General features: G+C 74.1%; 20 protein-coding genes and 1 pseudogene. 12 read left to right on the top strand and 9 right to left on the bottom strand.

Annotated features, from left to right (window positions below; genetic code table 11):
* Positions 1-138: 138 nt before the first annotated feature.
* Positions 139-3,996 carry a S8 family peptidase gene (locus ACW62_RS28600; protein WP_157575047.1) on the top strand — a complete coding sequence of 1,286 codons (3,858 nt, stop codon included), beginning with the start codon at positions 139-141 and terminating at the stop codon, positions 3,994-3,996.
* An 11-nt stretch (positions 3,997-4,007) separates the two neighbouring features.
* Here the strand turns inward: ACW62_RS28600 and ggh are convergent, their stop codons facing one another.
* Positions 4,008-5,327 carry a glucosylglycerate hydrolase gene (gene ggh / locus ACW62_RS28595; protein ID WP_053207530.1) on the bottom strand — a complete coding sequence of 440 codons (1,320 nt, stop codon included), beginning with the start codon at positions 5,325-5,327 and terminating at the stop codon, positions 4,008-4,010.
* 92 nt (positions 5,328-5,419) lie between these two features.
* Between ggh and ACW62_RS28590 the strand changes: the two genes are divergently transcribed.
* Positions 5,420-6,541, top strand: a complete 1,122-nt coding sequence (locus ACW62_RS28590) for an ROK family transcriptional regulator (RefSeq protein WP_053207529.1) — start codon at positions 5,420-5,422, stop codon at positions 6,539-6,541.
* Here the strand turns inward: ACW62_RS28590 and ACW62_RS28585 are convergent, their stop codons facing one another.
* The gene (locus tag ACW62_RS28585; RefSeq protein ID WP_053207528.1) at positions 6,542-7,117 is read right to left on the bottom strand and encodes a helix-turn-helix transcriptional regulator; all 576 of its coding nucleotides are present in this window, start codon (positions 7,115-7,117) and stop codon (positions 6,542-6,544) included. It lies immediately after the preceding gene.
* 202 nt (positions 7,118-7,319) lie between these two features.
* Between ACW62_RS28585 and ACW62_RS28580 the strand changes: the two genes are divergently transcribed.
* On the top strand, positions 7,320-8,378 hold the full coding sequence (locus ACW62_RS28580) for a M23 family metallopeptidase (protein ID WP_053207527.1): 1,059 nt from the start codon (positions 7,320-7,322) through the stop codon (positions 8,376-8,378).
* Positions 8,379-8,382: 4 nt separating this feature from the next.
* Here the strand turns inward: ACW62_RS28580 and ACW62_RS28575 are convergent, their stop codons facing one another.
* Positions 8,383-9,747, bottom strand: coding sequence for a dihydrolipoyl dehydrogenase family protein (locus ACW62_RS28575; RefSeq protein ID WP_053207526.1), 1,365 nt, complete (start codon positions 9,745-9,747; stop codon positions 8,383-8,385).
* A 96-nt stretch (positions 9,748-9,843) separates the two neighbouring features.
* On the opposite strand from ACW62_RS28575, the pseudogene ACW62_RS36645 reads away from it, so the two are divergent.
* Both ACW62_RS36645 and ACW62_RS28570 read left to right on the top strand, forming a co-directional pair.
* Positions 9,844-10,077 (top strand): annotated as a pseudogene (locus ACW62_RS36645) (YciI family protein); the annotation flags it as partial.
* A gap of 100 nt (positions 10,078-10,177) precedes the next feature.
* Complete coding sequence (locus ACW62_RS28570) at positions 10,178-11,437, top strand: RNA polymerase sigma factor (protein ID WP_083460270.1); 1,260 nt, start codon at positions 10,178-10,180, stop codon at positions 11,435-11,437.
* A 446-nt stretch (positions 11,438-11,883) separates the two neighbouring features.
* Here ACW62_RS28570 and ACW62_RS28565 read toward each other — a convergent pair whose 3' ends face one another.
* Entirely contained in the window at positions 11,884-12,129 is a 246-nt protein-coding gene (locus ACW62_RS28565; protein WP_053207525.1) for a type B 50S ribosomal protein L31, read from the bottom strand.
* A gap of 88 nt (positions 12,130-12,217) precedes the next feature.
* On the opposite strand from ACW62_RS28565, the gene ACW62_RS28560 reads away from it, so the two are divergent.
* The 3 genes from ACW62_RS28560 to ACW62_RS28550 all read left to right on the top strand — a co-directional run bounded on the left by ACW62_RS28560 (position 12,218) and on the right by ACW62_RS28550 (position 14,132).
* Entirely contained in the window at positions 12,218-12,430 is a 213-nt protein-coding gene (locus tag ACW62_RS28560) for an FmdB family zinc ribbon protein (protein ID WP_053207524.1), read from the top strand.
* 50 nt (positions 12,431-12,480) lie between these two features.
* A complete protein-coding gene (locus ACW62_RS28555) occupies positions 12,481-13,368 on the top strand; it encodes a methyltransferase (RefSeq protein WP_053207523.1) in 888 nt (295 codons plus the stop codon).
* Positions 13,369-13,706: 338 nt separating this feature from the next.
* Positions 13,707-14,132, top strand: a complete 426-nt coding sequence (locus ACW62_RS28550) for an Hsp20/alpha crystallin family protein (RefSeq protein ID WP_053207522.1) — start codon at positions 13,707-13,709, stop codon at positions 14,130-14,132.
* A gap of 93 nt (positions 14,133-14,225) precedes the next feature.
* Here the strand turns inward: ACW62_RS28550 and ACW62_RS28545 are convergent, their stop codons facing one another.
* Positions 14,226-14,705 carry a hypothetical protein gene (locus tag ACW62_RS28545; protein WP_053207521.1) on the bottom strand — a complete coding sequence of 160 codons (480 nt, stop codon included), beginning with the start codon at positions 14,703-14,705 and terminating at the stop codon, positions 14,226-14,228.
* Positions 14,706-14,777: 72 nt separating this feature from the next.
* On the opposite strand from ACW62_RS28545, the gene ACW62_RS28540 reads away from it, so the two are divergent.
* The 4 genes from ACW62_RS28540 to ACW62_RS28525 all read left to right on the top strand — a co-directional run bounded on the left by ACW62_RS28540 (position 14,778) and on the right by ACW62_RS28525 (position 16,734).
* Entirely contained in the window at positions 14,778-15,317 is a 540-nt protein-coding gene (locus ACW62_RS28540; RefSeq protein ID WP_157575046.1) for a GNAT family N-acetyltransferase, read from the top strand.
* Between the two features lie 80 nt (positions 15,318-15,397).
* Entirely contained in the window at positions 15,398-15,862 is a 465-nt protein-coding gene (locus tag ACW62_RS28535) for an SRPBCC family protein (protein WP_053207520.1), read from the top strand.
* On the top strand, positions 15,859-16,197 hold the full coding sequence (locus ACW62_RS28530) for an ArsR/SmtB family transcription factor (protein WP_053207519.1): 339 nt from the start codon (positions 15,859-15,861) through the stop codon (positions 16,195-16,197). The genes ACW62_RS28535 and ACW62_RS28530 overlap by 4 nt, the downstream gene beginning before the upstream one ends.
* 90 nt (positions 16,198-16,287) lie before the next feature.
* Positions 16,288-16,734 carry an SRPBCC family protein gene (locus tag ACW62_RS28525; protein WP_053207518.1) on the top strand — a complete coding sequence of 149 codons (447 nt, stop codon included), beginning with the start codon at positions 16,288-16,290 and terminating at the stop codon, positions 16,732-16,734.
* A gap of 4 nt (positions 16,735-16,738) precedes the next feature.
* Here the strand turns inward: ACW62_RS28525 and ACW62_RS28520 are convergent, their stop codons facing one another.
* Genes ACW62_RS28520 through ACW62_RS28505 form a run of 4 tightly spaced genes read right to left on the bottom strand, consistent with a single transcriptional unit; the run spans position 16,739 to position 20,218 of the window.
* Positions 16,739-17,302, bottom strand: coding sequence for a dihydrofolate reductase family protein (locus ACW62_RS28520; RefSeq protein ID WP_053207517.1), 564 nt, complete (start codon positions 17,300-17,302; stop codon positions 16,739-16,741).
* A 1-nt stretch (position 17,303) separates the two neighbouring features.
* The gene (locus ACW62_RS28515; RefSeq protein WP_053207516.1) at positions 17,304-18,122 is read right to left on the bottom strand and encodes an alpha/beta fold hydrolase; all 819 of its coding nucleotides are present in this window, start codon (positions 18,120-18,122) and stop codon (positions 17,304-17,306) included.
* A 55-nt stretch (positions 18,123-18,177) separates the two neighbouring features.
* Positions 18,178-18,900, bottom strand: a complete 723-nt coding sequence (locus tag ACW62_RS28510; protein WP_053207515.1) for a helix-turn-helix transcriptional regulator — start codon at positions 18,898-18,900, stop codon at positions 18,178-18,180.
* A 16-nt stretch (positions 18,901-18,916) separates the two neighbouring features.
* Positions 18,917-20,218 (bottom strand): erythromycin esterase family protein, encoded by a 1,302-nt coding sequence (locus tag ACW62_RS28505; protein ID WP_053207514.1) that lies wholly within the window; start codon positions 20,216-20,218, stop codon positions 18,917-18,919.
* Positions 20,219-20,321: the final 103 nt, after the last annotated feature.

Here is a 20,321-nt window from a genome sequence, read left to right as displayed (position 1 = left end):
CATTCGATCATGGGAATTCCGCGTTTCTCCGCGTTGGCGAGATGGCGCCATGGCGGGCATTCGCCAGCGCCGGGCCCTGGCGCCGTCATCACACCGGCTCGAACACTGATGGGCACCCCAGCGAAGGAGCCCGCGGTGATGAGCGGTCGGTCGGACAGATCCAGGCGTCTCCTCGCGATTCTCGTCGCCGGGTCGTTGCTCGCCACCCTCGGCGCGGCGCCGGGGCAGGCCGGCGAGGCGGCCGGCACGGGTGACGCGGTGACGGCGTTCGGCGCGGAGCCGGAGACCACGACCGTCACCCTCGTCACCGGCGACCGCGTGCACGTCCAGCGCGGCGCCGACGGCCGCGAGGGCATCGCCGTCGATCCCGCGCCGCGGCCCGGCGGCGTCGTCCCGCAGTTCCACGCCAGTTCCCGCGACGGCGTCACGCGGGTGGTGCCGTCGGACGTCGCCGCGCTGGTGCCGGACCGCCTCGACCCCGCGCTGTTCGACGTGACGGCGCTGGCCGCGCAGGATGCCGGCGCGACGCTGCCGCTGATCCTCGACTACGCCGACGACGCCGTGCGGCCCTTGGACGCCACGCCGGTGCCCGGTACGACCGCCACCCTGCAGCTGAACAGCGTCAACGCCGTCGCGGTCGACGCAGACCCGACGGAGTTCGGCGCGGCCGTGCTGGCCCTGGCCGGGGCACGGCCGCTGGCCGGGGGCGACCCGCTGGGCGCCGTGGAGAAGGTCTGGCTGGACGCCCGCACGGAGGCCCGGCTGGACCGCAGCACCGGCCAGATCTCCGCGCCGGCCGCCTGGGACGCGGGCGTCGACGGCGACGGCGTCACGGTCGCCGTGCTGGACTCCGGCATCGACGACACCCACCCCGACCTCGCCGGGCGGGTCGACGCCGCGGTCAACTTCACCGAGGACCCCGACGCCACCGACGGCGCCGGGCACGGCACGCACGTCGCCTCGATCGTCGCCGGGACGGGTGCGGCGTCGGACGGGGACCGCCGCGGCGTCGCGCCGGGCGCCCGGCTGCTCAGCGGCAAGGTGCTGGACTACGGGGGCGGCGGCTTCGTCTCCTGGGCGATCGCCGGCATGGAGTGGGCCGCCGCCGAGGGCGCGCGGATCGTCAACATGAGCCTGACGCTCGGCCCGGGCAGCCTGGACGCGCCACTGCTGACCGGCGCGGTCGAACGGCTCTCCGCCGAGCACGGCACGCTGTTCGTCATCGCCGCCGGCAACGACGGGTGCGACGCGTGCATCGGCAGCCCGGGCGACGCCCCGTCGGCGCTCACCGTCGGCGCCGTCGGCCGCGACGACCAGCTGGCCGACTTCTCCAGCCGCGGCCCGACGCACGGCGGCCACCGGCTCAAGCCCGAGGTCACCGCGCCGGGCGTGGAGATCGCCGCCGCACGGGCCGGTGGCGGCGACCCGTACGTCGCCTACTCCGGCACGTCCATGGCCGCGCCGCACGTCGCGGGCGCCGCCGCGCTGCTGGCCCAGGCCCGGCCGGACCTCACCGGGCCGGAGCTGCGGGCCGCGCTGACCTCGACCGCCGTGCCCGCCGACGGCGTCGCCGTCACCGCGCAGGGCAGTGGCCGGATCGACGTCGGCCGGGTGCTGGCCAGCCCGGTGCTGGCGTCCGGCGGCGACCTGAGCTTCGGCCTGGTGCCGTTCCCCGGCGACGAACCGGCGCCGCCGCTGCGGCGCACCGTCGAGTACCGCAACACGACCACCGCGCCGGTCACCGTCGACCTCGCCGCGGACGTGCCCGGCGCCGCCGCCGGCGACCTGACGGTGACGCCGTCCACGCTGACGCTCGCGCCCGGCGCCGCAGGCAGCGCCGAGGTGGTGCTCGACGTCGCCGGCGGCCGGCCGGGCGACTACGCCGGCTACCTGCTCGCGACGCCTGCCGGCGAGCCGGACCCGCTGCGGCTGCCGCTCGGCTACACCGTCGAGGCGGAGCACTTCGAGGTCATGGTCACGGCGATCGCCGCGGACGGCCGGCCGGCGCTGGCCCTGACCACCGGCTACGCCAACCCTGTCATCGACGTCCGGACCGGCGAGGCGCCGCCGCACGGGCCGTGCTCGGACGGGCCGGAGCTGTCCTGGTGCGTGCGGGTACCGGCCGGAACCTACTCCGTCATGACGTGGGTCGTGACCAAGCCGGCCTGGGCCGACAGCGACGGCGACCCCTACACGGCGACACCGCTGTACTCCGCGCTGGTCGGCGACCCGGAGGTGACGATCACCGGCGACACCACGCTGGTCATGGACGCGCGGGAGGCGGTCGAGGTCGAGGTGGCGACGCCGGACCACGAGACGCGGGCGAACCTCGGCGGCTCGGTCGGATTCGGCTGGGCGCGGACCCCGGCCGACGGCCCGGCGACCGTCGACTTCCTACTGAGTCCGCCCGGCGCACAGTTGGAGGAGCGGGCGTTCCTGCAGCCCACCGAGGACGTGACCATCGGCTCGTTCAGCGCCTCGTCCCGGTTCCGCCTGACCGCGCCGGACATCACGCTCGACGTCGATGGCGTCGCACTGGCGCCGTCGTACTATCCGCCGAGCCGGCTCAGCGACGTGATCTCGCAGTTCCCCATGCTCGACGGCGAGCTGACGCTGCCCGTCGCCGACGCCGGTGACGGCACCGCCGCGGACGTCGCCGCCACGGACCTGGACGGCGCGCTGGCGCTGATCCGCCGCTCCGACGCGGTCTCGGTCGCCGTGCAGGCGAACCGGGCCGCCGCGGCCGGCGCCGCGCTGGTCGCCGTCTACAACGACGTGCCCGGGTCGAACGACCAGGTCGGCCCGGAGGTCGCCCAGCTGGAGGTGCCCACCGTGCGGCTGTCGCACGAGGAGGGCCAGGCGCTGCTGGACCGGCTGGCCGACGGCGCCGTCACCGCGACCGCGACCGGGACCCCGTCCAGCCCGTACGTGTACGACCTCGTGCACCTCGAACGCGGCCGGATCCCGGCGGAGCTGAGCTACGTGGACCGCGCCGCGGACCTCACCGCCGTCCAGCACGACTACGGCGTCCAGCTGAGCGGGTCGCTGACGGAAGTGGCCTACCCCTTCGACGCCGAGCACGACTTCTCCGCGTCGGTCTGGGTGCCGGTGCCGGAGGCGCCGGTGAGCCGCACCGACTACTACCTCGACGACCCGGGCATGCTCTGGCAGCACGCCGTGCAGACCCCGGCGGTGCCGTACGGCGGGCACTGGCCCGCCCCTACCGTCGTCGACCTCACCCTTCTAGGCCCGCTCCAGCCCGTGGCCGACGGTGAGCGCTCGTGGCTGCGGCAGCCGCTCGTCCCCGGTTTCGACGACCAGCAGCCGATGACCCGCCACGGCGACCAGTTGATCATCCCCACCGCCGGCTTCGTCGACGCCGCGGGCAACTTCGGCGAGGCGTGGGCGGGCGGCCACGACGGCGCCGGCTACCGCTCGCTGTTCCAGGTCTGGCACGGCGACGAGCTGCTCGGCGAGGCGAGCGGCATCCTGCTGCCGTCCGGCACCATCGCGTTGCCGCCCGGCGAGGAGACGTACCGGATCGACTACTCACTCGAGAACCGGACGCCGTGGGCGGTGCTCTCGACCCGCACCCGCACGTCCTGGACGTTCGTCTCCGACACGACGCCGGCCGGAGACGAGCCGGCCGTGGTGCCGCTGCTCACCCTCGGCCACGACCTCGGCGCCGACCTCACCAACCGGCTGCCCGCGCCGCGGGACCGGCGCGGGCCGAACGAGATCTCCGTCGAGGTCGGCCACCTGGCCGGTGCGGACCCGCGGGTCACCGGAGTCACCGTCGAGGCCTCCTACGACGACGGCGCCAGCTGGCGGCCGCTGCGGGTGCGCCGCTCCGGCGACACGTTCAAGGCACACCTGCCGAACCGTCCGCCGCGCGGCCACACCGGATTCCTGTCGCTGCGCTTCAGCGCCGCCGACGCCGCCGGCAACCGGATCGACCAGGAGATCATCCGGGCGGCGGCGCTGCCGCCGGACTGACGCGGGCGGACTCAGCGGGCCAGCCAGTCGAGCGCCACGGCGGCGGTCCAGGACTGGTGCAGGCTGCCCAGCGGCTCGCCGGTGAACGGCTCGTAATACTCGCCGAAGTCGCCGCCGGCCAGCTGCCGCAGCGACGCCGCCCGCAGCCGCCGGGCGCCGTCGTCGTCGCCCTGACGCTCGAAGGCCCAGCTGAACAGCCACGACACGATCGGCCAGACCGGGCCGCGCCAGTAGGTGCGCGGCCGCAGGCCGGGGTCGGACGGCGAGACCGACGGCGGCAGCGGGTGCGCCAGCGCGGGGTGGCCGCACCAGCGCTCGCCCCAGAACAGCGCCCGCTGCGACCCGTCGTCGACGCCGCAGAACAGCGGCGCGAAGCCGGCGACCGTCTCCGTCTCGATCCAGCGGCCGGACCGGCGGTCGAGGTCGCGGGCCAGCCCCGTCGACGGCGACACTGTCGACCGGACTCCGGCGCGGAACCGGGCGGCCAGCTCGCGCAGCTCGGCCGCGTCGTCGTCGAAGCCGAACTCGTCGCCGAGGCCGGCCAGCTCGTCGCTGGCGACGGCGAGGATGGCGGACATGAACACGTCGGCCACCCGGAACCCGACGACCTCGCGGGCGGCGGCGTCGTCGTAGCGGACCCGGCGCAGCTGCTCGACGATCCACAGGTACCGGCCGTACTCGGCGTCGGTGGGGCGTTCATGCACGTCGCCGACGTGGTCGACGTCGGTGCGGACGAACCCGGGCAGGTCGTCGCCGGGGACGACGGCGGCGTAGGGCTGGTCCCAGCGCGGCGAGTTGTCCATGCCGCTCTCCCAGCCGTGGTGGATCTCGACCAGCCCGCGGCGGTCCGGGTCGCGCGCGGTGGCCAGCCAGCGATGCCAGGCCAGCCAGGCGCCGAAGGTGTCGCGGACGAACGCCTCGGCCTCCGCGCGGTCCTCGCCTCCGGCCGACCGCCCGGCGTCGAGGATGCGGCGCACCGCGAGCGCGTGCACGGGTGGCTGGCAGATGCCGGACGTGCGGACGGCCCGGGGCGCGGCCGCCGCCGACTCCGTCCCCCACCGTTCCGGGCCGGGGAAGTAGCCGTCGCCCGCCGAGAACACGATGTGCGGGATCATGCCGGTCGCCCACTGGGCGCGCAGCAGCGTGCGCAGCTCGGTGATGGCACGCGGCACCGACAGCCGGGCCAGCCCGACGGCGATCAGCCCGGAGTCCCAGCTCCACATGTGCGGATAGAGCCGCGGCGCCGCCGCCGTCATGGAGCCGAGGTCGTTGCCGCGCAGCACGTCGGCCGCGCGGTCGCCGAGCCCCACGTCGCTGACCGGGACCCGCACTCGCGTCTCCTTCGCCCTCCGACGGGTAGTCGTCCCGACCAGGTTTCGATATCGTCCTGGTTTTGTCAAATCACTGGACGTAAGGGGCTACCGTGGCTGGGACCTCGCCCGGATGGCTGCTGCAGCTGATCCGGTCCGGCGACGGCTGGACCCGGCGGCAGCTGCTGGCCGAGACCGGGCTGTCGCGGATGACGCTGTTCGAGCGGCTGGACGCGCTGTTCCGGGCCGGACTGGTGTACGAGGCAGGCCCGGCCGGGCCGACCGGCGGGCGCCCGGCGGCGCTGATCCGGTTCGCCGACCGCGGCCGGGTCGTGCTGGTCCTCGACCTCGACCATCACACCGGACGGGTCGCCGTCACCGACCTCACCGGGCACAGCCTGCGCGAACGCGAACTGCCACTGGACATCGCCGGACCGCCGGACGCGGTGCTGGCGGCGGTCTGCGACGCGGGCGCCGCGCTGCTGGCGGCCGGCGCGGACGAGACGCTGGTCGGGGTCGGGGTGGCGCTGCCCGGCCCGGTGTCGCCTGCGACCGGGCTGCTGCGCCCGGCGACCGTCATGCCCGGCTGGGACGGCTTCCCGATCGCCGCGTTCGTCGGGGCGCGCTGGCCGGTCCCCGTCCTGCTGGAGAACGACGCCCGCGCGCACGCGCTCGGCGAGGCGGCCGAGCGGCCCGGCACGACGCCGCTGCTGGCCGTGAAGTACGCGCACGGGATCGGCGCCGGCCTGGTCATGGACGGCGCACTGCTGCGCGGGTTCGATGGCGCGGCCGGCGACATCGGGCACATCCGGGTGTCCGACGATGCGGACGCGCCGGTCTGCCGGTGCGGGCGGACGGGCTGCCTCGCGGCGTTCGCGTCCGGATACGCGCTGCTGCGCCGCCGTGGCGTGACGCCGTCCTCGTCGGACGACCTGGCGGCGCGGCTGGCGTCGTCACCGGAGCTGACAGCGGCCGCGCGGCGGCTCGGCCGGACGCTGGCCGGGCTGGTCGCGCTGGTGAACCCGCAGACCATCGTGCTCGGCGGCACCCTGGGCCGGCTGCCGGTCGTGGTGGACGAGGTGGCGGCTGCCGTGCGGGCCGACGCACTGGACCGGCTGACCAGCGACCTGGAGATCGTGCCCAGCACCGCCCACCATCCCGCCGCCGTCGGCATGGCCGCCCTCGTCACCGGCCACGTCTACGCTCCCGGCGCCGTCGACGCGCTCGTCCCATGATCATGGGGCGATCGGGCGGCGGCGCCGGGTCTGGCGGGCGGCCCAGTGGTCGATGACGGGCCTGGTCCACAGCGGCACCCGCTGGTTCAGCGTCGCGACGGGCGGCGGCATCTGCTGCCGCGCGTGGTAGGCGTTGACCGTGCTTCTCGTCACACCGAGCAGGCGGGCGATCGCCGACGCCGTCAGGAGGGCCGCCGGGTCGAGCTCGGGCGCCCACAGGCCCACCACGACCGCGGACCGCGCCAGGATCTCGTCCACCGGCACCTCCACGGTCGCGGACGTGCCGCCGAGGGTGGCCAGCGGGATGCACCAGCGCAGCTCAGGACGTGCGTCAGGGCCTTCCAGCCAGTCGCGGTCGAGCAGGACGACCTCGCCGTCGTCGCGGCCGGCGCGCGGGGCGCCGGCGTAGCGCCGGCCGAACGTGACGTCCTCGGCGCCCGGGACCGGCCGGCGCGAGGCCGTGTAGACCCAGGTTCCGCCGGTCCGCAGATAGTTGCCGCCGCCGACCACCAGCTCGGCATCGGGCCAGGTCAGAGGGCGCAGAGCGGCCTCCAGCTCGGCTCCGGCGTCGAGCACGGTCGCCTCCTGCCACTACAGCCATTGGTTGTATATCGGGCAAAGCCCGCTTACAGTAGCCGCCGATGACCGCAGACAGGAAGGGCCCCGAGTGAGGAGACGATCTCTGGGGCCGATCATGGCCGCAGCTGTCACCGCCGGGTGCCTCGCCTGGGGAATGACGTCCTCGACGGCAGCGCCTGATCCCCGTGCAGCGTCCACCGTGCCCTCCGTCGAGGAGGCGCAGGCCGATCTCGAGTCCGCGCAGGCGGCGTTCACCGAGGCCCAGCAGACCGAGCAGGCCGCTCAGCAGCGTGCCGAGCAGGCCAGCCAGGCCGCCGCCGACGCACGGACGGCCGCCGACCAGGCGACCGCCCGGGCCGAGCGGGCCCGCGGCGAGAGCACCGACGCCGCCGCGACGGCCGACACCGCTCGCGAGACGCTGGGACGGCTGGCCGCGCACGCCTACATGACCAACTCCGAGCTCAGCGGGCTCATGCAGCTCGGCATCGCCGACCCCGAGGAGTTCCAGGCCCGGTCCACCGGCGTCTCGGAGCTGATGCGGGTCCAGGACAGCGTCCTCGCGGAGGCGGCGGAGGCGCGGGCCAACGCGACCGACGCCGCCAGCCGGGCCGACGGCCACGCGGCCGCCGCCGAGGTGTCCGCGGCCGCCGCCACGGACCTGTCCGAGCAGGCCACCGCCGCCCTCGCCGAGGCCTCGGCGGCCTCCACCGCTGCCAACGAGCAGCTGCAGAAGATGCGCGACATCCACGCCGCCGCCGAGCAGGCCGCGCGCGAGCGCGAAGAGGCCGAGAACCAGCCCGACCGCGGCGACCGCGACGACGGCGACGACGGCACCACCGACACGCCCCCGCCCAGCGGCGACGGCGTCTTCCAGCGCCCGTCCAGCGGCGGCATCACGTCGCCGTACGGCATGCGGGTGCACCCGCTGACCGGCGTCTACAAGCTGCACAGCGGCACCGACTTCGGCGCGGCCTGCGGCACCCCGGTGTACGCGGCCTACCCGGGCACGGTCGACTCCGCCGGCTACGCGGGCGCCTACGGCAACCGCATCGAGATCTCGCACGGCAACGTCAACGGCATGGACGTCACCACGACGTACAACCACCTGTCGGCGTTCAGCTCCAGCCCGGGTCAGTCCGTGGCGGCCGGCGACCTCATCGGCCGAGTCGGCACCACCGGGTCGTCGACGGGCTGCCACCTGCACTTCGAGGTGCTGGTGAACGGCAACTTCACCGACCCGATGGCCTGGCTGCAGTAACCCGTCAACGCAGGTCGAGGTCGCGCAGCGCGTCCTGGATGCCGCGGTGGATGGTCGGGTAGGCGTAGATCATGTGCCGCAACTGCTCGACCGGCACCCGGCCGTGCACCGCGACCGACAGCGCGCCGAGCACCTCGCCGCCGGTCGGGCCGGCCGACGTGGCGCCGACCAGCACGCCCTGCCCGGCGTCGGCGACCAGCTTGATGAAGCCGTCGTTGCCGGCCTTGTGGATCCAGCCGCGCGACGTCGACGGCACCTGCGTGCTGCCGGTGCGGACGTCCAGCCCCTGGTCGCGCGCCTGCGCCTCGGTGAGGCCGACGGCGCCGATCTCGGGGTCCATGAACGTCACCCGGGGCAGCGCGCGGTAGTCGGCCGGCGGGCCGTCCTGGCCGAGCACGTCGCGGGTGACGATGTCAGCCTGGTAGGTGGCCATGTGGGTGAACGCGCCGTGCCCCGTGACGTCGCCGACGCCCCAGAGCCGCTCGCCGGCCCGCAGCCGGTCGTCGACCTCGAGGAACCGGGCGGACGGGTCGAGGCCGACGGTGTCGACGCCGACGGCCGCGAGGTCGGTGCGCCGGCCCACGGCCACCAGCAGCTTCTCGGCGCTCAGCTCGGCGCCGCCGCCGAGCGTGACGGTGAACGACTCGCCGTCGTGCCGGACGGCCTCGGCGCCGGCTCCGACGCGCACCTCGACACCCTCGGCCGTCAGCACCCGCGCGGCCAGCTCGGACGACTCGGGCTCCTCGACGCCGAGCAGCCGGTCGGCCGCCTCGACGACGGTGACCCGCACACCGAACCGGCCCAGCGCCTGCGCCAGCTCCAGCCCGATGGCGCCGCCGCCGAGCACCAGCAGCGACTCGGGCAGCTCCTTGGCCCGGACGGCGTCCTGATTGGTCCAGTACGGGGTGCCCGCCAGGCCGGCGATCGGCGGCACGAACGGCGCCGTCCCGGTGCCGACGACCACCGCGCGGCTCGCCTCGTACACCGTCCCGCCGGCCTCGACCAGGCCCGGACCGGCCAGGCGGCCCCAGCCGCGGACGAACCGCACGCCCTTGCCGACGAGGCGGTCGACGGCGACCTGGTCGTTCCAGTCGTCGGTGGCCTCGTCGCGAATGCGCGCGGCGACCGGCGCCCAGTCGGGCGTGACGTCCACATGGCCGGCCATGCCGTCGACGCGGCGCCCCTCGGCGAGCAGATCGGCCGCCCGGATGATCATCTTGGTGGGCACGCAGCCGTAGTACGGGCATTCGCCGCCGACCAGCCGGCCCTCGATGCCGACCACGTTCAGACCCGCCTCGGCCAGCGATCCGGCGACCTGCTCGCCACCGACACCGAGCCCCAGCACGACCACGTCGACCTGCTCGCTCATCGCACCTCCCATGTTGCCGCCGAGCCTATGTCGATTCCGTCGCACCTCGTTCGTCAACGGTGATAGACAGCCACCGAGACGGAAGGACGAGACGTCATGAAGTACATGCTCATGCTGTTCGAGCGGGACACCGACTGGGACGCGGTGCCGGAGGCCGAGCGCGCAGCGGCGCTGGACGAGCACGGGGCCTTCATCGCCTACCTCCAGGAGCGCGGCATCGAGTTCTCCGGCGAAGCGCTGCGGCCGTCCACGACGGCGACCACGCTGCGCCCGGCCGGCCCGGACCAGGACCTGCTGGTGACGGACGGGCCGTACGTCGAGCTGAAGGAGAACCTCGCCGGCTTCTACATCGTCGAGGCCGCCGACCTCGACGACGCCGTCGAGATCGCCGGCACTGCCCGACCGGTACCGGGACGGAGATCCGGCCGCTGTGGGACGCCGGGATCTGACCGACGCGGTCGCCGATGCGCACCGCCGCGGCTGGGCCCGGGTCCTGGCCACGGTGGTGCGCGTCACCCGCGACCTCGGCGCCGCGGAGGACGCCGTCCAGGAGGCGTTCGCCGCAGCCGTCGAGCTGTGGCCGCGTCAGGGCGTGCCGGACGACACCACCGCCTGGCTGACCACCGTGGCCCGCAACCGCGCCCTGGACGCCAAGCGGCGGGAGCAGACGCTGGCCCGCAAGCTGCCGCTGCTCATCGTGCCCGGCGACGACGCGCCGGCCGACCGCGAGGCGGTCGAGGACGAGCGCCTGCGGCTGGTGTTCACCTGCTGCCATCCGGCGCTGTCGCTGCCGAGCCGGGTCGCGCTGACGCTGCGGCTGGTCTGCGGCGTGCCCACGCCGGACGTCGCGCGGCTGTTCCTGGTGTCGCAGCCGACGATGGCGGCGCGGCTGACCCGGGCGAAGAAGAAGATCCAGGCCGCCGGCATCCCGTACAAGGTGCCGGCGGAGCACGAGCTGCCGGACCGGCTGCCCGCCGCGCTGGCGGTGGTGTCGCTGCTGCTCACCGAGGGCCACACGGCGTCGCGGGGCACCGGGCTGGGCCGGCCGGAACTCGTCCGGACCGCGACCGAACTGGCCGAGGTCCTGGCCGAGCTGATGCCGGACGAGGCCGAGGTGCTGGGCCTGCTGGCGACTGTGCGGCTGGCCGCGGCCCGGCGGCCGGGCCGCCTCGACGACGACGGCGGGCTGGTGCTGCTGTCGTCGCAGGACCGGTCCCGCTGGGACCGTTCGCTGATCGAGGACGGGTGCGCGCTGGCGGCGCGGGCCATGCGGCGCGCGGTGCCGGGACGGGCCGGGCCGTACGCGCTGCAGGCGGCGCTCGCGGCGGTGCACTCGGAGGCCGCGACGTACGAGGCGACCGACTGGCCCCAGGTCGTCGCGCTGTACGACCTGCTGCTGGCCGTGGCCCCGTCACCGGTGACTGCGCTGGCCCGGGTGGCGGCATGGTCACACGTGGCCGGGCCGGCGGCGGCGCTCTCCGAGCTGGCCGCACTGGCCGCCGATGCGCGACTGGGCGGGTACTACGGGGTGCCGGCCGTCCGGGCCGACCTGCTGCGGCGGCTCGGCCGGACCGCGGAAGCGGCGGCGTTCTACGAGGAGGCGGCCGCCTTGACCGCCAACGAGGTGGAGCGGTCCTACCTGCTGGCCCAAGCCGCCGAACTGCGCGCCGCGGGACGTCGGCAGGGGTAGGCGCGGCCGCCCGGACTTCAGCGGCAGCGGACGGGCGAGGCTGACGGTCGCCGAGACGGCGAGCCTGTCGGTGCCCGCGCGCAGATAGTGAGTCCGAATGATCAGCTGGTCGCTGTGGCCGGTGACAATGCCGCGAGGCTGGTCCCGCGCTGATGAGAACCGCGTCCATGGCGCTCTTGTTGCTGCCCTGGCGACACAAACAGCGCCATGGACACGGTTCTCATCAGTGGGCGCCTCGACAGACCCGGCGCCGCTAGCTGTCCCACGGTGGTGGGGTGAGTCCACACCGAGCGAGGGACCAGTCGGCGCCGGCGGCGAGCTTGTCGGTGCTCGCGCGTAGGTTGGACCCACCCGGTCCGGGCGGGACGTGCCCGGCGCGCAACGCCGCTCAGTGCGCGCACGCCGGTTACCCTCACGCTCACGGCGCACCCGGCGCGCGCCGCCGCTCAGCTCGCGCGGTAGCGCCGGCGGAACTTCTCCACCTGGCCGGCGGAGTCCAGGATCCGCGTCCGGCCGGTGTAGAACGGGTGGCTCGCGGCCGACACCTCGACGTCGACGACGGGGTAGGTGTTGCCGTCGTCCCATACGAGGGTCTGCTCGGTGCTGGCGGTCGAGCGGGTCAGGAACGTGAGACCCGCGTCGGCGTCGCGGTAGATCACCGGACGGTAGTGGGGGTGGATGTGCTTCTTCACGACAGCCTCCTTCTGATTGTCGTTCTCAACAACATGTCCCGGCCGCCGGACATTCCCGCGAGCGCCGCGGCCCGGTATCCTCGACGACGTGCCGACCTACGAGTTCCGCTGCCGCTCTTGCGGCTCGACCTTCGACGTCGTCAGGCCCATGGCCGACGCGAGCGCCGCGGCCCTCTGCCCGGCCGGCCACGACGACACCGTGAAGCTGCTGACCACCGTGGGCCTGGCCGGCCGATCCGACGCCCAAGCCGGCCCGGCAAGCGGCGGCGGCTGCTGCGGCGGTGCCTGCGGCTGCGGCTGACCGCACGACAGGTCCAGGCCGGCAACGGAGCCGGCCGAGGGGGGACCGCCATGAACGTCCACCACCACGCCATCGTCATCAACTGGGCCGACGAGGCCGAGCGGCTGTGCGCCGCCGTCGCCGACGACGCCGCCTGGTACTCGTCCGTCGCCCGTGAGCTGGCCCGGCCCGGCGACCAGCTGGCCGTCGACATCGGCTGCGGCGGCGCCGGCATGGCGGTCGCGCTGGGCGCCGCGCTGCCGCCGTCCGCGTTCGTCGTCGGGGTCGACGGCGACGGCGACGTGCTCGACGCGGCGCGCCGGCGCATCGTCGAGACCGGCGTCGACGACGGCCACATCCGGCTGCTGCGCGCCGACCTCGACACCGACCTCGCCGTACTGCCCCTGGTGGCGCGCGGCGCGGACATCATCTGGGCGTCGTCGTCGATCCATCATCTCGCCGACCAGCAGGCGGCCATCGACGCGCTGGCGGCGCTGCTCGCGCCCGGCGGCCGGCTCGCGCTGGCCGAGGGCGGACTGCCCGCACAGCACCTGCCGTGGGACGTCGGCGTCGGCGAACCCGGGCTCGAGGTGCGACTGGCCGCCGCCGAGGACCGCTGGTTCGCGCGCATGCGGGCCGGCGTCCCGGGCAGCGTCGCGATGCCCTACGGCTGGTGCACCGCACTGCGCCGGGCCGACCTCGTCGAGGTCACGACGAAGACGTTCACCTTCGAGCGGCCGGTGCCGCTGTGCGCCGAGGACCTGGACTCGGTACTGCTGAGCCTGCGGCACCGCGTCGGCCGTGCCATCGCCGACGGCGAGCTGCGCCCCGACGACCAGGCGGCCTGGGCCCGGCTGCTCGACCCCGGCGACGACGCCTGGCTCGGCCACCGCGACGACGTGTGCTCGCTCAGCGCCCGCAGCGTCCACGTCGGCCACCGCGCCACCCCCTATGAATGAGTCCCCTTGATCTACGCAACTTGGGTGGGCTGATCGCCGCGGGTGCCTTGGCACTGCTGACCATGCTGGATACCGGGATGAACCGGACGTACGAGCGGCGGTCGGCCTAGCCAAGGTGATGGCCGGTGCTGCCGACCGGCCCGGTCGACTCGGTCGGCCCGGGGTCCGCACGGCGGCGAACGGCAGCAAAGCGGCCAACGCGGCGAAACGATCAACCGGACTCACCCATCCAGCAGCGGCGCATCGCCCACGGCGAACGGCGGAATTGAGCGTGGTCGACTCAAGTTGTAGCGGTCAGACCTGGTGATCCCAGGTACTCTGACCACGAAGGAGACGCCATGAGCACCACCCTCGCACCGTTCGCCGACGTCGACCGCCTGTTCCGCACGTTCTGGGACGCGCCCGTCGCCGCCGGCTCCACCAAGGGCTTCGCCCCCGCCGCCGACCTCGCCCGCGAGGGCGACGACCTGGTGGCCCGCTTCGACCTCCCGGGCCTCGACCCGGAGAACGACGTCACCGTCGAGGTCGAGGGGCGCCGGCTGGTCGTGCGCGGCGAGCGCAAGGACGTCCGCGACGAGAACGGCGCCGGCCGCCGGGTCCGTGAGGTCCGCTACGGCAGCTTCCGCCGCACCGTCGCGCTCCCCGTCGCGGCCGACCCGGGCGCCGTCAGCGCGAGCTACGACGCCGGCGTCCTCACCGTGACGGTGTCCGGCGTCTACGCGGGCACCTCGCCTACCCGTATCGAGGTGCAGCGCGCCGCCTGACGCGGGCAGCGAACACCAACGGCCGGGGCGGTCCGAGAACGGGCCGCCCCGGCCGTTTCGCGTCCCCCGGGTCCCGTGGGGGTCGCGGCGGTGTCAGGGCTCGATGCCGGTCACGGAGTCGACCCGCAGCGGCGTGCCCTGCTGGCACGTGGTCAGGACGTCGGTCTGCACCTCGCCGGTGATCTGCACCTCGCGGCCGGACGCGATCAACTCCTGGTCGCCGCCCATCAGCAGGTAGCCGTCGAGCAGCCAGCAGCCGGCCTCGACGCCGGGTGTCGGGAAGCCGATCAGCTCGACGGGGCCCTCGGGCACTGTGGTGGGCTGCGGGACCGGGGTGTCCGACGGCAGCGGCGTGGTGCCGGGGACGGTCGGCAGCGGCGTCGGGTCGCCGGTCGGAACCTCGGTGGGCGGCCCCGTGGGCGGCAACGGCTCGTCGGTGGGCACCGACGGCGTGCCACTGGGCTCACCGGACGACGTGGACGTCGCCGTCGGGTCGTCACCGCCCGTCGCCGGCACGTCGTCGCCACACCCCGCCAGCAGCAGGATCGTCGCCGCCGCGACAGCCGTCAGCACCCCGTTCAGCCTCACGATGATCAGACGTCCGGCGCCCCGCGGTGGTTCCGGGACATCGCCTAGGGTGAACTCGTGATCTGGACCGTCGCCACCGCAACCGGGCCCCTCACCGTCCGCGAGCAGCTGGAGCCCGACGACGAGCCCGGGCTGCTGGAGCTCTTCGCCGCCTGCGACGACTGGTTCGAGGCCGTCAACGGCACGCCGTCCGGTCCGGGCGACGTGCAGAGCCTCTTCTACGCCCTGCCCGAGGGCGCGTCGTTCGAGGACAAGCGGCTGTTCACGATCCGTGACGGCGAGAAGATCGTCGGGCTGATCGACGCCGTGCTCGGGTTCCCGCACCGCACCGCCGTCGCCGTCGGGCTGTTCCTCGTCGCGCCGTCGCACCGCGGCCGTGGCGTCGGCGCCGCCGTCGCGCGGGTCCTGCTCGCCGAGGCCCGCGACAGCGGCCTCGACACCGTCACCGCGTCGGCACCCGACGCCTGGCCGCCGGCGCAGGCGTTCCTGCGCACTCTCGGCTTCACCATCGGGCCGCCGGCCGAGCCGTCCGGCAACCGCGCCAGCGGTCCCGGCGAGGCGCCGGCCCGGCGCGCCACGCTCGCCCTCCAGCCGTAACGCAACCAAGGGTTGCACATTGAGGCCGGCCGCCCTACAGTCATACGCAACCAATAGTTGCGAGAAGACGGGACGGCGCCATGGAGTACGGCAGCATCGAGCGGGAGCTCCACATCGAGGCCGCTCCCGAGATCGTCTACGAGGTCCTCAGCACGCCCGAGCACCTGCGCGAGTGGTGGCCCGACGACGCCGAGCTGGCCGCCCGGGTCCCCGGCGCCACGGGCACCATCACCTTCGGTGACCCGGCCGGGCCGGACGCCAAGGTCGAGGCGATCACCGTCGTCGAGGCCGACCCGCCGCGACGGTTCGCGTTCCGCTGGATCTACGACGGCGACGAGGCGACGGCGGGCAACTCGCTGGTGGTGACGTTCGACCTCGAGCCGTCCGGCACCGGCACGCTGGTGCGGTTCCGCGAGACCGGCTTCCGCGAGCGCGGCTGGGAGGCGGCCGTGCTCGAGGAGATGTACCGCGGCAACGTCGCCGGCTGGGACCACTACCTGCCGCGCCTGGTCGAGTACGTCGACCGCCTGGTCTCGACACCATGACCGGCCCGATCGACGACGAGCTCTGGTCGGCGGTCGGCGACCCGACCCGGCGGCGCATTCTCGACCTGCTGCTGGCCGGCGGCGGGGGCACCGCGACGACGCTGAGCGAACGGCTGCCGGTGTCGCGGCAGGCGGTCGCCAAGCACCTCGGCGTCCTCGACCGCGTCGGGCTCGTGCACGGCACGCCGTCCGGCCGCGAGCGCCGCTACGACGTCGACGAGACCCAGCTGGCCCGCGCGGTCGCCCAGCTGACCTCCGTCGGCGCCACGTGGGACGCCCGGCTGGGCCGCATCAAGCGGATCTCCGAGGAGATCCAGCGCCGACGTCAGAGCTGACCTCGGCACCCGACCCCCACCCGCCGTCACGACCGTGGCGGCGCCACCGAAGCGCGCCCGAAACCCGAGCGCCACCAGGAAGGACACACCATGGCCGAGATCCTGCACCGCATCGGCGCAACCACGTCGCCCGACACCGTCTACGCGGCCCTGACCACGATCGACGGGCTGGCCGGCTGGTGGACCGTGAAGACCACCGACGTCGGCGACGACGTCATCCGGTTCCGCTTCGACGCACCGCACGGCGAGGACGGCTTCGACATGAAGGTCCTGGAGACCGTCCCCGCCGAGCTGGTGCGCTGGGAGGTCGTCGACGGCCCCGCGGAGTGGGTCGGAACCCAGATCCGCTTCGACCTGAAGCAGGAGGACGACTTCACCATCGTGCTGTTCCGGCATGAGGGCTGGCGGGAGCCGGTCGAGTTCATGTACCACTGCAGCACGAAGTGGGCCACGTTCCTCATGAGCCTCAAGGAGTTCACCGAGACCGGCTCCGGCCGGCCCGCCCCCGACGACGTCCAGGTCAGCAACTGGCACTAGGCGTCTAGCGCCTGCGCTGGTAGATGGTGACGAGCACACCGTCGCCGTAGGTCGTGGCCTCGGACAGCTTCCACACGAGCTTGTCCGGGGTCGCGGTCCACAGCTTGCGGCCGTGGCCCAGGACGACGGGGAACGTCATGAGGTGCACCTCGTCGACCAGGTCGTGGGCCAGCAGCCCCTGGGCCAGCCGGATGCTGCCGGCCACCGAGATCTCGCCGTCGACGTCGCGCTTGAGCCGGGACACCTCCTCGACGAGATCGCCGGACAGCACCGTGGTGTTGGGCCACGTCGGGTCGGTGAGCGTGCTGGAGACGACGTACTTGGGCATGCTGTTGTACTTGTCGGCGAGTTCGCCCTCGTACTTCGGCCAGGCCTCGGAGAACCCGTCGTAGGTGGCGCGTCCCAGCAGCAGCGCGGTGGCGCCGAGCGCCTCGGTCTCCTTGAACCGCTCGCCGTCGACACCGCGGTCGAACTCGAAGCTCCAGTCCTGGTACTTGAAGTCCTCCCCGCCGGGCGCCTCGACGACACCGTCGAGCGAGATGAACTCGGTCAGCACGATCGTTCCCATGTCAGGCCCCCTTGGCGAACGCGCGGAGCTCGGCGGCCAGCACCTCGGGCGTGGTGCTGTGGTCCTCACCCGGCACCACCCGGTGGGTCGCGGTGGGCAGGTGCTCGGCAATCGCCTGCGCCGCCGTGGCGAGGAACGGCCAGGTGTCCTTGCCGTTCATGACGAGCACCGGCACGTCGACGCGGTCCCACAGGTCGGTCCGCAGCGGCTTGCCCGACATCGCGTCGCCGACGTTGCGGCCGTCGTAGGCGATGGTGGGGGCGACGGCCTCGAGCACGGGCCACTCCGCGGGGTCCTGACGCAGCTCGGCGACCATCTCGTCCGGGACGAGGACCGCCGCGGTCAGGAACAGGGCGACGGCGTCGCCGGGCCGGCCCGCGGCGATGGCGGCCTCGATCTGCTCGACGTAGTCGGCCGGCAGCGGCGGACGGGTGTCGTCGACGACGGCGTTCGGCTCGAACAACGCGATGCGGGCGATGGGGACGCCGGCCTGCGCCGCGTTGAGGGCGAGATTGCCGCCGGAGGACCAGCCGAACACCGTCGCCGGACGCCCGCCGCCGGCCTGGCCGATGATCGCGGCGAGGTCGTCGATCTCGCGGTCGACGGCGTAGGGCAGGGTGTCGCCGCTCTCGCCGCGGCCGCGGCGGTCGTAGTTGATCACGAGGAACTCGTCGGCCAGCAGTTCGGCCGTCGGCGCGTTCTCGGGGGTCGTGGCGCGATACGCGGTCACGCCGTCGATGATGACGATCGGGTCGCCGGCGCCCCATGCCGTGTAGGCGATGCGGGTGCCGTCGGCCGAGGTGATCGTGCCGTGGTGCATGGTCGTCGGGCCCTTCGTCCGGTACTGCGGTGTCCGTCACCGCTCACGACCGACGCTAGGGACCGGCCGCGTCCTCGGGCTTGTACAGGAGCGACAGGACGTCGTCGGTGGCGTCGCCGTGCCGCAGCTGGGTCGCGGTGCGGCCGATGAACCGCTGCAGCGACCGCGCCAGATGCGGCTGGTCGTAGTAGCCGCACCGGTGCACGACGTCGAGCGGGTCCGCCCCCTCGGCGAGCAGCATCGCGGCCTGGCGGGCGCGTTCGATCTGCCGGATCGCACCCTGGGTGAGGCCGGTGGCGGCGGCCACCCGCCGCTGCACCGACCGGACGCCCACCCGGGCGATGCCGCCCCACACGATCTCGTCCACCATCGGGTCGCGGACGATCACCCCGGCGCGCACGAGCCGCTGGATCAGCAGTTCGGCGTCGTCCGTGCCGGGGATCTCCCATTCGTCTCCGCGCAGATCGAACGTCCGGCCGGTGACCCGCGGCATCTCCAGCTCACCGTCGACGAGCCCGGCGATCGGCAGGTGCGGCATCGACGTGCCGTGCGCGAACGCGATCCCGAACGCCTCCGAGTCGCCGGTGATCTCCGCGGTGGACGCGGTCGTCTCCGGGCCGCGGACGCCGGCGTGCACGACCCCGCCGTCGGTCCAGAACACCAGCTCCCACGTCGACGTCGCGACCGAGGTCATCCGCCCGGCGCCGGACGTGCGACCCCACCAGACCCGCGCCACGTACGGCGAGTCCGAAGCGCGATGACCGCTCTCGATCGGCATGCCCGGGTACCCGTGGTCAGAGCGGGTGGGCCGGGGTGACCGCCTGGGTGTGGACGACGACGTCGAACCACTCGTCCAGGGTGCCGCCGTACGCGATCGACGCGGTGCCGTACTCGGGCCGGCCGCGCGTCACGAGCGGGGCGTCGAGCCAGTCGCGCACCGCGGGCGGGCCGGCCCGGTCGATCCGGAGCACGAACCGCTCCGCCTCGACGTCACCGAGCGGCCGCTCGAACCAGCCGTCCAGCGCCGGCGGCAGCTCGATCGTGGCGCCGTCGCCGGTCCGGTAGCTTCCGTGGTCGAAGGTGAACCCGATCGGCACGTAGCCGCGCCCGTACCAGTCCTCGAGGTACGACCCGGCGCTGGCGGCGACGGTGTCCGGCTCACCCGGCTCGGTGAGCGTCAGCCGCGGCGCGTCGGCGACGTGCGCCGAGGCCGCCCAGTAGACGGTGCGTCCGCCCGTGTGCCGCTGCCACCAGCGCACGTTCTCGGCCGCCTTCGCGTCCCGGTAGGCCGGGATGTCGCCCCACTCCTGGCTGAAGCCCTCGTACCAGAACCGGATCTGCCGCGCGTGGTGCGCGACGACCTCGTGCCCTGCCCCCGGGTCGATGGACGCGACGATGCGTTCGACCTCGTACGCGGCCTGGACGTACGGCGCCTTGTCCGGGACCGCCATGTAGGCGCCCAGGTGCGCGCCGATGTCGTCGTTCTCGGGTTCCACCCACTCATACTGCGCCTCCAGGTCGGCCATCCGGTCCGGCGCGTTCGCCGCGACGTAGGCGGCGACGGCGTCGTAGGCGGCCGGCCCGGTCGCGAAGTACTCCGACCCGGCGACCTCGACGTCGTCGGCATGCGTGTCGTTGTACCGGCGCAGCCACTGGAACAGGTCGCGGATCTCGGTGGTCTGCCAGATGTCCTCGGACGTGCCCAGCACGGCCTCGAGGTCGTCGCGGCGGCCGAGCACGTAGTCGCTCAGCGGCAGCGCGACCGTCCAGTCCATCTCGAACGCGACCGCGCGGACGCCTCCGTACGTGACGAGGTGCCGCAGGTAGCGCGCCTGCAGCTCGGTGACCTCGCCGATCTGGTGCCCTGGCTCGCCGAGTCCGATCACCCGTGCGCCGGCGGTGGCGCGGGACACCGTCACGAGGTCGAGTCCGGGCCGGGCCGGATCGTCGGGGACGGGGACGGCGTGCCGCTCGGCCCACCGGGTGACCGGCGAGACGGGCTCGGGCGGCGCGGCCTGCGTGGGGGCGGCCGTCGCCAGCAGGGCGAACGCGGCCGCACCGGCGGCGAGTCCGAGCAGAGTACTGCGGGTTCTCACGGATACCTCCTGAGCGGGATGTGTGGAACCCCACGCTCGCGTGCCCGGAGATCGCGCGCATCCGTCCGGGCGCGACATCTCGCCTACGTCAGGTGACGTACGG

The organism is Jiangella muralis (assembly GCF_001270745.1).
Lineage (GTDB): Bacteria > Actinomycetota > Actinomycetes > Jiangellales > Jiangellaceae > Jiangella > Jiangella muralis.
The sequence above is the reverse complement of the archived record's forward strand: the minus strand, read 5'-3'. Positions and strand labels throughout refer to the sequence as shown.

What these genes read in the sequence shown, in the direction of transcription:
- ACW62_RS28520 (WP_053207517.1), bottom strand. Translation starts at nt 17,302, where the DNA reads ATGGGAACGATCGTGCTGACCGAGTTCATCTCGCTCGACGGTGTCGTC.
- ACW62_RS28555 (WP_053207523.1), top strand. Translation starts at nt 12,481, where the DNA reads ATGAACGTCCACCACCACGCCATCGTCATCAACTGGGCCGACGAGGCC.
- ACW62_RS28550 (WP_053207522.1), top strand. Translation starts at nt 13,707, where the DNA reads ATGAGCACCACCCTCGCACCGTTCGCCGACGTCGACCGCCTGTTCCGC.
- ACW62_RS28600 (WP_157575047.1), top strand. Translation starts at nt 139, where the DNA reads ATGAGCGGTCGGTCGGACAGATCCAGGCGTCTCCTCGCGATTCTCGTC.
- ACW62_RS28535 (WP_053207520.1), top strand. Translation starts at nt 15,398, where the DNA reads ATGGAGTACGGCAGCATCGAGCGGGAGCTCCACATCGAGGCCGCTCCC.
- ACW62_RS28515 (WP_053207516.1), bottom strand. Translation starts at nt 18,122, where the DNA reads ATGCACCACGGCACGATCACCTCGGCCGACGGCACCCGCATCGCCTAC.
- ACW62_RS28575 (WP_053207526.1), bottom strand. Translation starts at nt 9,747, where the DNA reads ATGAGCGAGCAGGTCGACGTGGTCGTGCTGGGGCTCGGTGTCGGTGGC.
- ACW62_RS28525 (WP_053207518.1), top strand. Translation starts at nt 16,288, where the DNA reads ATGGCCGAGATCCTGCACCGCATCGGCGCAACCACGTCGCCCGACACC.
- ACW62_RS28510 (WP_053207515.1), bottom strand. Translation starts at nt 18,900, where the DNA reads ATGCCGATCGAGAGCGGTCATCGCGCTTCGGACTCGCCGTACGTGGCG.
- ACW62_RS28530 (WP_053207519.1), top strand. Translation starts at nt 15,859, where the DNA reads ATGACCGGCCCGATCGACGACGAGCTCTGGTCGGCGGTCGGCGACCCG.